We start from the raw sequence: 14,691 nt of genomic DNA, 5'->3' as shown, positions 1-14,691 counted from the left end.
CCAACCCCTGTGTGCAAGGCCCTACTCGAAGGAGCCGTGACTTGAAAGGCAAGCGCAGAAAACAGAGAACCACGCTGCTGGCGGCCCTGACCCTGATCGCCGGTCTGGGCGCCACCCTCCCCGCCCACGCCGACGACCCCGTCTACCCGTTCCGCGACCCGAATCTCCCGGTGCACGCCCGCGTCCTGGACCTGCTCTCCCGCCTCACCCTCGACGAGAAGATCTCCCTCCTCCACCAGTACGAGCCCGCCATCCCCCGCCTCGGCATCCAGTCCTTCCGCACCGGCACCGAGGCCCTGCACGGCGTGGCCTGGCTCGGCAGGACGACCGTGTTTCCGCAGGCCGTCGGCCTTGCCTCCACCTGGGATCCGACCCTGCTCCGCCAGGTCGGCTCGGCGGTCGGCGACGAGGCACGCGGCTTCCAGCAGACCCGCCCCGCGGGTTGGGGCCTCAACCTGTGGGCTCCCGTGGTCAACCTGCTGCGCGACCCGCGCTGGGGCCGCAACGAGGAGGGCTACTCCGAGGACCCGTATCTGACCGGCGCCATCTCCACGGCGTACGGCACGGGCCTGACGGGAGGCGACCCGGACCACCTCAAGACGGCCCCGACGATCAAGCACTTCCTCGCCAACAACAACGAGGAGCACCGCGACACCACGAGTTCCGAACTGCGCCCGCGCGTACTGAAGGAGTACGACGAGCAGGCCTTCAAGCCCGCGGTCGCGGCCGACGCGGCGACCGGCGTGATGACCTCGTACAACCTGGTCAACGGCCGTCCGAACACGGTGAATCCGGCCCTCGACGACACCGTCCGCACCTGGACCTCGAAGGATCTGCTGAATGTGACGGACGCCGCGGCGCCCGGGAACCTGGTCGGCAGCCAGCAGTACTACGGCACCCAGGCCGAGGCGGACGCGGCGGCACTGAAGGCGGGCGTCGACAGCTTCACCGCCGACGACGCGGACTCCGGCCCGACGACCTCGGCGGTCAAGTCGGCTCTTTCCACCGGCCTGTTGAAGGAGTCGGACGTCGACAAGGCGGCGAAAGACGTACTGAGCATCCGCGTCCGCCTCGGCGAGTTCGACCCCGGCGGCGGCAGGTACGGCTCCATCGACGCGTCGGTCATCGACAGCCCCGCCCACCGCGCCCTGGCCCGCAAGGCCGCCACCGAGTCGGCGGTCCTGCTGAAGAACGACGGCGCGCTGCCGCTGAAGAAGACGGGCAGTGCCGCCGTCGTCGGCCCCCTCGCCGACACCCTCTACACCGACTGGTACTCCGGCACCCTCCCCTACGCCGTCACCCCGAAGGACGGCATCGAGTCCAAGCTCGGCACCTCGGTCGCGAGCAGCGAGGGCGTGGACCGGATCGCCCTGAAGGACACGGCGACCGGCAAGTACGTGACGGCGGGCGCGGGCGAGGCGGGCGCGCCCCTGAAGGAGACGACGGATTCCGGTACGGGAGCCCAGTTCGACGTCTTCGACTGGGGCTCGGGCATCGTGACCCTGCGCTCCGCGGCGAACGGAAAGTACGTCGGCTACAACTGGTCGAACTTCGTCAACGACCAGAAGCAGCCGAACGGTTGGTTCGTACAGCAGCAGTTCAAGCTGGAGCGCCAGGACGACGGCACGTACCTGCTCCGCTACGCCGGCTACGAGACCTCCGAGTCCTGGTGGTCGAACCCGGTCTACCTGGGCCCGACGGGCACGGACGGCACCCTCGGCCTGGTCGCCAAGGACCAGGCGGCCCACTACACCAAGGACGTGGTCCGCAGCGGTGTCGAGGAGGCCGTCGCCGCGGTCAAGGGCAAGGACCAGGCCGTCGTGGTGGTCGGCTCGGACCCGTCCATCAACGGCCGCGAGGCCCACGACCGGACGGACCTGGCCCTGGCTCCGACGCAGGAGGCCCTGGTCAAGGCGGTGCGGGCGGCCAACCCGCACACGGTCGTGATCGTCGAGAACAGCTACCCGACCACGCTGGGCTCCTTGCAGAAGGAGGTCCCCGCGCTGCTGTGGACCACCCACGCGGGCCAGGAGACCGGCAACGCCCTCGCCGACCTCCTCTACGGCGACGCCAACCCGTCGGGCCGCCTCACCCAGACCTGGTACCGGTCCGACGCCGACCTCCCGTCGATCCTCGACTACGACATCATCAAGTCCGACCGCACCTACCAGTACTTCACGGGACAGGCGCTCTATCCCTTCGGCTACGGCCTCTCGTACACGACCTTCGCGTACTCCGGTCTGCGGCGGGTCGGCGACGGCTACGAGGTCGCGGTCACCAACACCGGCAGCCGGGCGGGCGCGGAGGTCGTCCAGCTCTACACCCACCAGCGCACCTCCCGCGACAAACAGCCGCTCAAGCAGCTCAAGTCCTTCCAGCGGGTGTCGCTGAAGCCGGGTGAGACGAGGACGGTGCGGCTGAAGGCACGGCCCTCGGACCTGGCGCACTGGGACGTCACCCGCTCCAAGTGGGTGGTGGAGAGCGGCACTTACGACGTCCTGGTGGGCGCGTCGTCCTCCGATGTCCGCGCCCGTACGTCCTGGCAGGTGAAGGGCGAGACCATCCCGCCCCGCGACCTGTCGGAGACGACCCGCGCGGAGAACTTCGACGACTACTCCGCCGGCATCGCTCTCGTCGACGAGTCCAAGGCGAGCGGTACGGCGGTGTCGGCGGCCTCCGACGGCGCGTGGCTGAAGTTCGCGGACACCCGGCCGGTCCCGGGTGCGGGCGAGTTCGACGCACGGGTCGCCGGGACCTCGCCCGGCACAGTGGAGGTGCGGCTCGGCTCACCTACCGGCACCCTCGTCGGCACCGCACACTTCGCGGGCACGTCGTCGCCGTACGACTACACCACGGTGACCGCGAAGCTGTCGGGCCCGACGAAGGGCCGTACGGACGTCTATCTGGTCCTGAGCAAGGGCGTTCGCCTGTCGACGTTCACCCTGCGCTGAGCCCCCAGGCGAGCCCGAGCCGGTAGGCGGCGCAGAGGTTCACATCGAGGAGGTAGGCCCCGGCGGCACCGCACTGCGCGGTGCCGCTGCCGGGGTCGACCGGCTGCCCGTGCCCCATGCCGGTGATGCTGTACGTCTCGACGGCGGTGTTCCCTGCCGGGTCCCGGAAGACCTGGTGGGGGTAGCCGGCGACGGTGTCGCTGACGTCCGCGGTCTGGTCGGCCCCGTGCACATCGGTCCACTGCTTCATCAGGTCGGTCATGTTGACGGGCTTGACGGTGTAGTCGGCGCTGCCCTGGAAGACGGTGAGCGTGGGCCAGGGGCCGGTGTAGCCCGGCCGGGCGGCACGCACCCGGTCGCCCCACTGCTTCGCCGTCTGCGTGGCACCGACGTACATGCACACATACGGCGACCCGGCGGCCTGCGCGCATCCGTACGGCAACCCGGCGACGATCCCGCCCGCGGCGAACTTCTCCGGGTAGTCCGCCATCATCACGGCGGTCATGCCACCGCCGGCGGACAGCCCGGTGACGTACACGCGCGAAACGTCGCCGCCGATGTCGGTGAGCTGCCGGTCCACCATCTGCGCGACGCTCGCGGCCTCGCCCTGGCCGCGATCGATGTCCCCGCTCTGGAACCAGTCGAAGCAGTTCGAGGCGTTGTTGCTGCTCTGCTGCTGCGGCAGCACCACGGAGAACCCCCACCGGTCGGCGAGCTGGAGCCAGCCGCTGCCGGTGCCGTAGCCGGATGCGTCCTGTGTGCAGCCGTGCAGGGCGACGACGACGGGCCGCCCGGCGGGCAGCCCGTCGGGCACGTACCGGAACATGCGCAGGGCGCCGGGGTTGGAGCCGAAGCCGGTGACTTCCTGGAGGGAGGCGGCGGACGCCCTGCCCGGGGTGAGGAAGGCGGCGATCAGGGCGACCAGGAGGGTCGCGAGGACGGTGCTGTGACGTGCGGCTCTGGTCTGGGTCATGGGGAGGGACCGTAGAAGCGTGAACGGTCCCTCGACATGTGGTGCGGCACCACATCGGGCGCCGTGGTTGTGGGACGCCGTGCAGGGCCCTCAGGCCGGGACCGGGTTTGCGGCTCCGTCGGCGCGGCGCTCGCGCAGAAGGCCGCGGGCCACTTCCACAGGCCGGAGCTGTCCTCGGTCGCGGTGCGGGCGGAGGCCCCGTCGACGCGGGCGGCGAGGGGCTCGTCGGGAGGGGACGTCAGGATGCCGGCGATGCCGACAGCGGCGATCCGCACCCTGTGGTCGTCGGACTCGAAAGCCCCGGCGCAGGCCCATCCGTCCTCCCAGAGGTCGCTCCACGCTCCGGTGGCGCGGTGGCAGTCGGTGACCTGGCCGGTCCCGGGCATGCCGGTGAGTTCGGCGTGGGCCTGGACGATGCCGTGGCGGGCAAGTCGGAGTCGTACTTCTCGAAGTAGGGGCCGGACTGGTCCCGCACGGTCTGGTTCCCCCCAGTCGCCGGTCGCGATCACCACGACAAAGCCCCGCCGCTCGGAAGCGACGGGGCCTTGCCCACATGGGATGAGTGGAGATGGCGGGAATCGAACCCGCGTCCAACGGTGCAGAATCAGGGCTTCTCCGTGTGCAGTTCGCTGCGATTTTCTCGGCCCCGGCGATCACGCGAACAAGTCGCCGACGGGCCCAGTCACTGTTTGATTTCCCTCTTCACCCCGTGACCGGGATCAAGGTTTAGTCCCCTAGCTGATGCCAGGATCCGGGTCGGGAACAGCCCCGGGCTGACACTCCCATTAAGGAGCTATTCGATCACTACCTGATCAGGCAGCGAGAGCGAAAAGCTCGGGAGAATCGCTCTTGGAATTGGCGATTATTTTTTGCGACATATGGTTTACGAGATCATTGCCGCTTCCTCGACACGCTTCCCCTGTTTCGACAGCCGCTGTCGAAACCGATCATCCCCATGTTGTGTTTTCAATGCTCACACCGGGTTCAACCGGTGTTGAGGCCATCGTACAGAACCAACGAGGGCGGATGCCACCGTATTCCCGGGCTACACTCCGCGCTGCTTCCGCTTCGCCGCCGCGATCGCCCGGTCCGACTCCCGCCGGTCCTGCTTCTCCCGCAGGGTCTGGCGCTTGTCGTACTCCTTCTTGCCTCGTGCGAGGGCGATCTCGGCCTTCGCACGGCCGTCCTTGAAGTACAGGGCGAGGGGCACGATCGTGTGACCCGTCTCCTGCGCCTTGGACTCCAGCTTGTCGATCTCCTCGCGGTGCAGCAGCAGCTTGCGCTTGCGGCGCGCGGAGTGGTTGGTCCAGCTGCCCTGGTGATACTCCGGGATGTGGGCGTTGTGCAGCCACGCCTCACCCCGGTCGATCTGGACGAAGCCGTCGGTCAGCGAGGTGCGACCTTCGCGCAGCGACTTGACCTCGGTGCCGGTCAGCACGAGGCCGGCCTCGTAGGTGTCGACGATCGCGTAGTCGTGCCGGGCCTTCTTGTTCTGGGCGACGATCTTGCGCTTGCCGCCCTTCTCGCCGTCCCTGGCCTTCGCGGCCGCCCCGCCCTGCTTGGGCTGGGACTCCTTCGGTACGTACATTCCCTTGCTCATAGTGCCGTCCATTTTCGCACTACGCAGGGGTGTCCGGGCCAGCCCTTTAACGGCTGTCTAGTCGGCGTCGCCCAGTCCGTCGAGCACGGTCTCGGCGCGCTCGACGGCCGCCTGGCCCGGCGAGGTGACGTCCAGGTCGGGGGTGATGCCCCGGCCGTCGACGCTGCGACCGGAGGGAGTGCGGTAGTGCCCGACGGTCAGTTCCGCGACGGAGCCGCCGGGGAGCTGCCTCGGCATCTGGACCGAGCCCTTGCCGAAGGTGCGGGAGCCCACGACGACCGCACGGCCACGGTCCTGGAGGGCGCCGGTGAGGAGCTCGGCCGCGCTCATGGTCCCGCCGTCGACGAGCACGACCAGGGGTCTGGTGGTGTCGCCGCCGGGAGCGGCATGCAGGGCCTGCTGCTCGCCGTCGACGTCGTACGTGGCGACGAGGCCGCCGTCGAGGAAGGCGGAGGCGGTGGTCACGGCCTCGGTGACCAGGCCGCCGGAGTTGGCGCGCAGGTCGAGGATGATCCCGGCGCCGGCGGGGGCCCGCCGTACGGCGGCGCGGACGACGTCGCCGGAGCCCTTGGTGAACGCGGCGATCCTGATCACGGTGACCCCGTCGGCGAGCTTTCGGACGGTGACCGAATCGGTGGACAGATGGGCGCGGCGCAAGGTCTCGATCCACGCGCGCGTGCCGCGCTGCAGGCCCAGCCGCACCGCCGTACCGGCGGCCGCGTCGGTGGCGTCGCCGCGCAGTAACGACACGACCTCGGTGACGGGCTGCCCGTCGACTTTCTCACCGTCGATGCTGCGCAGCCGGTCGCCCTTGCGGATACCGGCGGCGGCCGCGGGCGAGTCGGCGGCCACCTTGGTCACCTCGATACGGCCGTCCCCCTCGCGCCTGGCCCACAGGCCGACGCCGGTGTACTGGCCGTCGAGGGCCTCCTCGAACTCCTGGTACTCGCCCTCGGAGTAGACGGCGCCCCAGCGGTCGCCGCTGCGGCTGACCGCGCGCTCGGCGGCCTCCATCGGGGACTTGCCGTCGGCCATGGCCTCCTCGGCCGCCTTCGCCACGTCCTCGTGATGACCGGCGGGCACGGCCGAACGGGCCGCGCCTGACGAGGATTTCCGGTCGCCCTCGGAGAAGGAGCCGGTCGCCGCGCCGGCGACGAGCACGCTCGCGAAGACCAATGTCAGGACGGCCCCGCGGCGAATGCGGCGGGGCTGGCAGAACAGGTCACGACCTGACATGCCGGTGAGTCTAGGACAACGCGAAGGGCCGCACGGCCGGTTGACCGTACGGCCCTCTTGGCATGCGTCACACCTTCAGGTACTTGCGCAGCGCGAAGAACGCGGCAAGCGCAGGCATCAGCAGACTCGTGGCAAGGATGAGCGGCAGCTTGGTCAACACCGCGTCCCAGCCGATGAAGTTGATCAGATTGAGCTTGTGGGACAGGGCCAGACCGTGGTCGATGATGAAATACCGCGCGACCACCAGGAATGCGCAGGCGACCGTCCCGCCGATGAGCCCGGCGACCGCCGCCTCCATGATGAACGGCGCCTGGATGTAGAAGCCCGAGGCGCCGACCAGGCGCATGATCCCGGTCTCGCGCCGCCGGCTGAACGCGGACACCCGCACGGTGTTGACGATCAGCATCAGCGCGACCACGAGCATCAGTGCCATCACGGCCCGCGCGGCCCAGTTCATACCGTTGAGAAGCCCGAACAGGTTGTCCAGAATGCCCTTTTGGTCCTGAACGGACTGCACACCGTCACGCCCGTCGAAGGCGGTCGCGATGACCTGGTACTTCTCCGGGTTCTTCAGCTTGATCCGGTACGACTCCTGCATCTGGTCCGGCGTGAGGGAACTGGCCAGTGGGGAGTCGCCGAACTGCTGCTTGTAGTGCTTGTACGCATCGTCCTGCGACTCGTAGGTGACCTTCTGGACGACCGTGGTCATCTTCTCCAGGTCGGAGAGGATCTGCTTCTTCTGGTCGTCGGTGACCGCACCCTTGGCACAGTTGGGGTCGGACTCGGCGTCGCTCTTGTTGCAGAGGAAGATCGAGACGTTGACCTTGTCGTACCAGTAGCCCTTCATGGTGCTGACCTGGTCGCTCATGAGGAGCGACCCGCCGAACAGGGCCAGGGACAGGGCGACGGAGACGATGACCGCGAAGGTCATGGTCAGGTTGCGGCGGAGACCGACACCGATCTCGGAGAGTACGAACTGTGCGCGCATGGCGACTGGTTGAGCCTTTCCGTGGACGTGGCGGTCAGTGCTGGTAGCCGTAGACGCCGCGTGCCTGGTCGCGGACGAGGCGGCCCTTCTCCAGCTCGATGACGCGCTTGCGCATCTGGTCCACGATGTTCTGGTCGTGCGTCGCCATCACCACGGTGGTGCCGGTCCGGTTGATCCGGTCGAGCAGCTTCATGATGCCGACGGAGGTCTGCGGGTCGAGGTTTCCGGTCGGCTCGTCCGCGATGAGCAGTTTGGGCCGGTTGACGAAGGCGCGCGCGATGGCCACGCGCTGCTGTTCACCACCGGACAACTCACCGGGCATCCGATCCTCTTTCCCGCCCAGCCCGACGAGGTCGAGCACCTGCGGCACGGACTTGCGGATCTCGCCCTTCGACTTGCCGATGACCTCCTGCGCGAAGGCGACGTTCTCCGCCACCGTCTTGTTCGGCAGCAGGCGGAAGTCCTGGAACACCGTCCCCAACTGGCGCCGCATCTGCGGCACCTTCCAGTTGGACAGGCGCGCGAGGTCCTTGCCCAGAACGTGCACCTGACCGTGGCTGCACCGCTCCTCGCGGAGGATCAGCCGCAGAAAGGTGGACTTTCCGGAGCCCGAGGACCCCACGAGGAACACGAACTCGCCCTTCTCCACTTCCAGGGACACATCCCTGAGTGCAGGACGGGTCTGCTTGGGGTAGACCTTGGAGACGTTGTCGAATCGGATCACGGATGCACCACGGGTCGCCGGGGGTAGATGAGCGTGACCATACGCGAGTCGGGTGCACAAGCGCAGGCGGCGGTTGCGCTTCAGAGCGACTTGTGCCCTTTTGTGCCGGTAAGCCCAGCGGCCTTTAAGGGGCGCGCGGAACTGCGCGACAAGCCCCCACCGGCCCGCAGCCGCGAGACAACTCTCACACGCCCCCTCAGGCGTCCCCGCGCAGCCTCCGGGAGGAACCCGCGCGACCTCCGGAGGAACCTGGCACAGTAGAGAGGGGAACGTTCGGCAACCACAAACCGTTCTCCCAGTGGAACGTATTCGCAAGGAGGGCGAGCGCATGACGTACGACCGGCTGGTGTGCGCAAACTGCGCGGCGCCCGTGAGCGAGGGCCGGTGCCCCGTGTGCCGTGCGAACCGCGAGCGGCTGCAGCAGGAGAACTTCTTCGCGGGGCTCAACCCCATGGCGCTGATCGCACTGCTGGCAGTGCTGATCGCGGCGGTGGCGCTACTGGCGCACCAGACCGCGTAAGACGCGTCACAGGGGCACTGAGACGCCCGAGGGGCCCGGAGCGATGCACGCTCCGGGCCCCTCGTCGTACGTGGTCGCACACATTGCGTGTGCACACGGCTACCGTCAGGCAGCCGCACCGCCACGGCCGCCCACGAGGCGCGGCAGAATGCGGAAGCCGACGCCACCGGCGATCATGGTGGCGGCACCGATGATCAGGAAGGTCGTCTGGCCGGCACCGGTCTCGGCGAGCTGCTGACCGTTGCCCTTGGTCTGGGTCGCGGTGTTCGAGCCGGTGTCCGTGAGGACCGAGGAGCCCTGGTCCTGGGTGGAAGTGCCGGTGTTGCCGTCGGGGTTGGTGTTGGAGTTGCCACCACCGTTGTGCCCGTGGCCGTTGCCGCTGCCACCCGAGTTGCCGTTGCCGCCACCCGTGGTGCTGCCGCCGGTCGTGGCACCACCCGTGGTGCTGCCGCCACCCGTGGTGTCACCGCCGGTGGTGCTGCCACCACCCGTGGTGCTGCCACCGCCAGTGGTGCTGCCGCCGGTGGTCGCACCGCCCGTGGTGTCACCGCCCGTCGTCGCACCGCCGGTCGTGGCACCGCCCGTGGTGTCACCGCCCGTGGTGCCGCCACCGATCACGCCACCGATCACGCCACCCGTGGTGTCACCGCCGGTGGTCGCACCGCCCGTGGTGTCACCGCCCGTCGTCGCACCACCCGTGGTGTCACCGCCGGTCGTCGCACCGCCGGTCGTCGCACCGCCCGTCGTGCTGCCACCCGTGGTACCGCCGGGGTCGCAGGTCGGGTCGATGACGATGTCGCACGGGCCACCGCCCGTACCCCCGGTGTCGTCGCCGCCGGTGTTGACACCCACGTTGACACCGGCCACGTTCACGTCGATACCCGCCGCGGAAGCGGCACCGGCGGCGGTCAGCGAGGCACCGGCGGCGATCACTGCGCCAGCGGCCACCCGCGCGACGCGGAGCCGCGTCTTCTTCGTCATAAGGTTGCTACCCCCAGTAGCTCATCGTCATTGAGGCGGCGCTCGGGGGCCGTGATCGACGGAGGTGACTACGCTGCAAAATTCCCCCGGTTCACATGCGCCCCAGAGATACGCATGCCGCGCTTCACCATTCCCATTTTTCAAAGCAACGTCAAGGGCATTGCGTGCGCAATGTCCACTTGCGGGTTGTTTACAGCGAGTTGGAACCTGTGAGTGTGATGTAAAACCCAGACAAACAGCAACTGCCGCCCGTAGGGCGGCAGTTGGCAAGTCGACAAAGTTACTTCTCTTGCTGCTTGCGCCAGCGAATACCCGCCTCGATGAAGCCGTCGATCTCACCGTTGAACACGGCCTCGGGGTTGCCGACTTCGAATTCGGTGCGCAGGTCCTTGACCATCTGGTATGGGTGCAGGACGTACGAACGCATCTGGTTGCCCCAGGAGCTGCCGCCGTCCTTGAGGGCGTCCATCTTGGCCCGCTCCTCCTGACGCTGCCGCTCCAGCAGCTTCGCCTGGAGAACGTTCATGGCGGTCGCCTTGTTCTGGATCTGCGACCGCTCGTTCTGGCAGGAGACGACGATGCCGGTGGGGAGGTGGGTGAGGCGCACCGCGGAGTCGGTGGTGTTGACGCCCTGGCCGCCGGGGCCGGAGGACCGGTACACGTCCACGCGCAGCTCGGACTCGTCGATCTCGATGTGGTCGGTCTGCTCGACCACGGGAAGCACCTCGACGCCCGCGAAGGAGGTCTGGCGCCGCCCCTGGTTGTCGAAGGGCGAGATGCGCACGAGCCGGTGGGTGCCCTGCTCGACCGAGAGAGTGCCGTAGGCGTACGGCACCTGCACGGCGAAGGTGGTCGACTTGATGCCGGCCTCTTCCGCGTACGAGGTCTCGATGAGCTCGGTCTTGTAGCCCTTCTGCTCCGCCCAGCGCAGATACATCCGCTGCAGCTTCTCCGCGAAGTCGGCGGCGTCCACGCCACCGGCCTCGGCGCGGATGTTGACGAGCGCCTCACGGGAGTCGTACTCACCGCTCAGAAGCGTGCGGACCTCCATCTCGTCCAGCGCCTTCTTGACGGCGGCGAGCTCGGACTCGGCCTCGGCCCGGGTGTCCGGGTCGTCCTCCTCCTCGGCCATCTCGAAGAGCACGGCGAGATCGTCGATCCGCCCGCGCAGCGCCTCGGCCTTCCTGACCTCGGCCTGCAGGTGGCTCAGCTTGCTGGTGATCTTCTGCGCCTCGTCCGGGTTGTCCCACAGGGACGGCGCGGCCGCCTGCTCCTCGAGCACGGCGATGTCTGCCCTCAGCTTGTCGAGGTCCAGAACGGCCTCGATCGACTCCATGGTCGAGGAGAGGGACTTGAGCTCTTCGGATACATCGACGACTGCCACGCCTCCAGCGTAACGGCTCCGCCAAGCGGTGAGTGTCCGGCTACGGCACCGCGGCACCCGCAAGCGCGGGCAGGCGAACCACCCTGGTCACGGCGAAGCCGGTGCCGAGTGCTTCGAGTCCTGCGGAGTCGCCCCCGCGTCGTCCCCCGAGGTCGCCAGCCACGTCCCCACCCCGGCCGCCGCCACCAGCAGCGCCGCGGCCGCCCCCAGCACCATCCGGCGACGGCGCGTCACGGCGCGGTGCCGTGCGGAGCCCGGACGTGGTGCGCCCGCCGGCCGCGGCACCCGGGCCGTGCCGCGGGCGCCGCCGGCCAGCTCGTCCGGCGCCGGAACCCTCATCGACGTATGGGTGTCCCGATTGGAGTCGGCCGGCTTCGCGCCCGGTACCAGGGGGACCGCGCCGCGCCGTACCCGTTCGCGGGCCGGGGCCGCGGTCTCCCCGGCCGTCGGCTCCGGCTCCTCGGTCGGCTCCGTGTCCGGCTCGTCCACGTCCAGCGGCGGCATGCCCGCGACCAGCGGCAGCAGCTCCCGCAGCCGGTCGCCCAGCTCCGAGGCGCGCAGCCGGGAGGCCGGTGCCTTGGCCAGGCACTGCACGAGGAGCTGCCAGAGCTCGTCCGGGATCCCCGGGAGCGGGACCACCGTCTCCGTGACGTGGCGGCGCAGCACGGCGCCGGGGTGCCCGCCGCCGAACGGGGTGAAGCCCGCCAGCAGCTCGTAGAGGACGGTCGCGAGGGCGTAGATGTCGACGGCCGCGCGCGGGGGCAGGCCCTCGACGATCTCCGGGGCCAGGTAGTCCGGCGTACCGATGATCTTCGTGGCGCGGGTGCGGCGCGGGGAGTCGATCAGCTTCGCGACGCCGAAGTCGGTCAGGAGGGCGGGGTGGGAGCCGCCGGGGCCCAGCGGGCCCTGCATGTCGAGGAGGACGTTCTCCGGCTTGACGTCGCGGTGCACGACGCCCGCCGCGTGCGCGGCTGCCAGGCCGTCCGCGACGTCGGCCACGATCGCCACCGCCGCCGCGGGCGCGAGCCGGCGTTCGCGGTCGAGACGGGTGCGCAGGTCGGTGCCGCGTACCAGGTCCATGACCAGCGCGAGGTCGTTGCCGTCCACCACCAGGTCGCGTACGGAGACGACGTTCGGGTGGTCGAGACCGAGCAGCGCCGTGCGCTCCTGCACGAAGCGGCCGACGAGTTCCTGGTCGGACGCGAGATCCTCGCGCAGCAGCTTGATGGCGACGGGTCCCTCGGGCCCCTCGCCCAGCCACACCGTGCCGGCGCTGCCCCGCCCCAGGATCTGGTTCGCGGTGTACCGGCTGCCGATCTTCCGTGCCAAGACTGCTCCTACGGGACGCGTGTGTCGCTAAAACTACGCGTCCGAGGAGCCAACCTTCACCGCAGAGACGGAAATCACCCGCCAGGTGTCGACAAATCACCAAGCTCGCTGCTCAGTTGCCGCCTTTGCTGCTGACGAGGTGGCCCAGTTTCCCGATCCAGCCGCTCACGGTGCTGAACATGTCGGACAACTGCTGCCAGTAGCTCTTGGTCGTGCCGATCCACTCCTGGAGCGGGCTCAGCTCCCAGACCAGCCAGCCCGCGACGAACAGGATGACGATCGTGAACAGGCAGCCCTTCAGACAGCCGAGCCCGGGGATCTTCATCGGGTTGGCGCTGCGCTGCCGCGGCTGCCGGGGCTCACGCGCGGGCTGCTGCGGAGGCGCGTACCGCTGGGGCTGCTGGTGCTGCGGCGGGGCGTACTGCTGCGGCTGCTGCTGCGGATAGCCGTACGCCTGCTGCGGCCGCTGCTGCCGGGGTCGCTGCTGCTGCGGGCGGGCGGCCTGCCGCTGGGGGCGGCGGCGCAGCGGGTCCTCGTCGGGGTCGAGGTACTGGACCTGCGTCTGCTCGTTGCGGTCGCGGGCGGCGCGCAGCTGGTTCTGCCAGGGGTGCGGCTGCTCGGGCTGCTGCCCGGGCTGCCCCTGGGGCACCGGCGGCATGACGGCGGTCGGGTCCGCGGCCCCGGTGTTCGGGAGTACGGCGGTGGGATCGGCGGCGCCCGGTGCGCCGGTGTGCGGCAGGAAGCTGGTCGCCGCGTTCGGGTCGTACGAGCCCGCTCCGTGCTGCAGGACCTGCGTGGGGTCGGCCGAGCCGGGAACGGCGGCCGGCATCGGGTCGGGGGCCAGCAGGGCGCCGACGGCCTCCGCGGCGGCGATCTGCGCGGCGTTCGCGTGCACACCGACGCCCTCGGCGACGACGCGCAGGGAGCGCGCGAGGTTCTCGGCGCTGGGCCGTTCGTCCGGGTTCTTGCGCAGGCAGCGCTCTATGACCGTCCAGAGCGGGTCCGGAATCGTGGACGGGCGGCGCGGCTCGGCGCTCAGGTGCTGGTGCAGTACTTCCAGGGCCGAGCCGCCGCCGAACGGGGGACGGCCGGTGACCAGCTCGTACATCAGGATGCCGGCGCCGTAGATGTCGACGGCGGAGGTCTGCGGGCGGCCCTCGGCGGACTCCGGTGCGACGTACGCGGGCGTGCCGACGAACTCGTGGGTGCGGGTCAGGCCCGGGGAGTCGGCCAGGCGGGCGATGCCGAAGTCGGTGAGCATCGGGTGCATCTGGCCGCCGTCCTGTTTGAGCAGGACGTTGGCGGGCTTCAGATCGCGGTGCACGACGCCGTCGGCGTGGCTGGCGGCGAGCGCGTCGGCGATCTGGGCGGTGAGGAGGGATGCGGCGACCGGGCTGAAGGGGCCGTTCTCGCGCAGGTAGCGGTGCAGGTCGGGGCCCTCGACGAGGTCCATGACCAGCGCCAGCAGATCGCCCTCGACGACCAGGTCGCGGACCCTGACGATGTTCGGATGGGTCAGGCGCAGCAGCACGGAGCGCTCTCTGAGGAAGCGCATCACGATGTCCGCGTCGCTCGCGAGCTCTTCCTTCAGGACCTTGATCGCGACGGTCTCGCCGGGCTGACCGGGCACGGCGGCCTCGGCCCCCGCGGTCTCTCGCTGGCGGGCCCGCCAGACGGTGCCCGTGGCGCCGCGACCGAGCGGCTCCTCGAGCAGGTACTTGCTGCCTACCGGCCGCACGTCATGTGCTCCCTGCTGCTTGCTTACCGTTCCGACCCACTGTAGTGCCGCTGTGGGCGGCACCGGCCTGTCGCCGTCCCAGCGTCTTACGTACGCATCCCCGTGCATGTTCGAAGGAAAGACGCTCGACTTGGTCCGCCGGTTGCCCGAAGCGGGCGTGACCGATCTCAAGCGATCTGCGCTGTGTCATCTGTCAGGCACTTTTGCGGGCAGAGCCGACCAATCAAGATCACTTGCCCCCGAGCGGCGGGCGCGTTGTCAGTGGCA

12 protein-coding genes and 1 other RNA gene are annotated in these 14,691 nt (G+C 69.5%); 2 read left to right on the top strand and 11 right to left on the bottom strand.

The features are described from left to right. Positions 1–41: 41 nt before the first annotated feature. Entirely contained in the window at positions 42–2,951 is a 2,910-nt protein-coding gene (locus AB0N07_RS15530; RefSeq protein ID WP_365835085.1) for a glycoside hydrolase family 3 C-terminal domain-containing protein, read from the top strand. Here the strand turns inward: AB0N07_RS15530 and AB0N07_RS15525 are convergent. The 7 genes from AB0N07_RS15525 to ftsE form a co-directional block, all read right to left on the bottom strand. After that, positions 2,938–3,924: a PHB depolymerase family esterase gene (locus AB0N07_RS15525; protein ID WP_365835083.1), complete on the bottom strand. Its 987-nt coding sequence runs from the start codon at positions 3,922–3,924 to the stop codon at positions 2,938–2,940. The genes AB0N07_RS15530 and AB0N07_RS15525 overlap by 14 nt on opposite strands. Then, the gene (locus AB0N07_RS15520) at positions 3,921–4,310 is read right to left on the bottom strand and encodes a hypothetical protein (protein ID WP_365835081.1); all 390 of its coding nucleotides are present in this window, start codon (positions 4,308–4,310) and stop codon (positions 3,921–3,923) included. The genes AB0N07_RS15525 and AB0N07_RS15520 overlap by 4 nt, the downstream gene beginning before the upstream one ends. A 174-nt stretch (positions 4,311–4,484) precedes the next feature. Then, positions 4,485–4,879, bottom strand: a transfer-messenger RNA (tmRNA) gene (gene ssrA / locus AB0N07_RS15515). Between the two features lie 90 nt (positions 4,880–4,969). Then, positions 4,970–5,512, bottom strand: a complete 543-nt coding sequence (gene smpB / locus AB0N07_RS15510) for an SsrA-binding protein SmpB (protein WP_365835185.1) — start codon at positions 5,510–5,512, stop codon at positions 4,970–4,972. Positions 5,513–5,581: 69 nt separating this feature from the next. Beyond that, a complete protein-coding gene (locus AB0N07_RS15505; RefSeq protein WP_365835077.1) occupies positions 5,582–6,760 on the bottom strand; it encodes a S41 family peptidase in 1,179 nt (392 codons plus the stop codon). A 67-nt stretch (positions 6,761–6,827) separates the two neighbouring features. Beyond that, a complete protein-coding gene (ftsX, locus tag AB0N07_RS15500; protein ID WP_365835075.1) occupies positions 6,828–7,748 on the bottom strand; it encodes a permease-like cell division protein FtsX in 921 nt (306 codons plus the stop codon). A gap of 34 nt (positions 7,749–7,782) precedes the next feature. Continuing rightward, positions 7,783–8,472: a cell division ATP-binding protein FtsE gene (ftsE, locus tag AB0N07_RS15495; RefSeq protein ID WP_030943440.1), complete on the bottom strand. Its 690-nt coding sequence runs from the start codon at positions 8,470–8,472 to the stop codon at positions 7,783–7,785. Positions 8,473–8,800: 328 nt separating this feature from the next. Here ftsE and AB0N07_RS15490 point away from each other — a divergent pair, with 328 nt between their 5' ends. After that, entirely contained in the window at positions 8,801–8,992 is a 192-nt protein-coding gene (locus AB0N07_RS15490) for a hypothetical protein (RefSeq protein WP_016438128.1), read from the top strand. 105 nt (positions 8,993–9,097) lie between these two features. Here the strand turns inward: AB0N07_RS15490 and AB0N07_RS15485 are convergent, their stop codons facing one another. The 4 genes from AB0N07_RS15485 to AB0N07_RS15470 all read right to left on the bottom strand — a co-directional run bounded on the left by AB0N07_RS15485 (position 9,098) and on the right by AB0N07_RS15470 (position 14,424). Next, on the bottom strand, positions 9,098–9,973 hold the full coding sequence (locus tag AB0N07_RS15485) for a hypothetical protein (protein WP_365835073.1): 876 nt from the start codon (positions 9,971–9,973) through the stop codon (positions 9,098–9,100). A gap of 280 nt (positions 9,974–10,253) precedes the next feature. Further along, the gene (gene prfB, locus AB0N07_RS15480) at positions 10,254–11,357 is read right to left on the bottom strand and encodes a peptide chain release factor 2 (RefSeq protein ID WP_365835071.1); all 1,104 of its coding nucleotides are present in this window, start codon (positions 11,355–11,357) and stop codon (positions 10,254–10,256) included. Between the two features lie 87 nt (positions 11,358–11,444). Further along, positions 11,445–12,686, bottom strand: coding sequence for a serine/threonine-protein kinase (locus tag AB0N07_RS15475; protein WP_365835069.1), 1,242 nt, complete (start codon positions 12,684–12,686; stop codon positions 11,445–11,447). A 112-nt stretch (positions 12,687–12,798) separates the two neighbouring features. Then, positions 12,799–14,424, bottom strand: a complete 1,626-nt coding sequence (locus AB0N07_RS15470; protein ID WP_365835067.1) for a serine/threonine-protein kinase — start codon at positions 14,422–14,424, stop codon at positions 12,799–12,801. Positions 14,425–14,691: the final 267 nt, after the last annotated feature.

The organism is Streptomyces sp. NPDC051172 (assembly GCF_040682555.1).
Taxonomy (GTDB): Bacteria; Actinomycetota; Actinomycetes; order Streptomycetales; family Streptomycetaceae; genus Streptomyces.
This window is presented reverse-complemented; position numbering and strand designations above follow the sequence as displayed.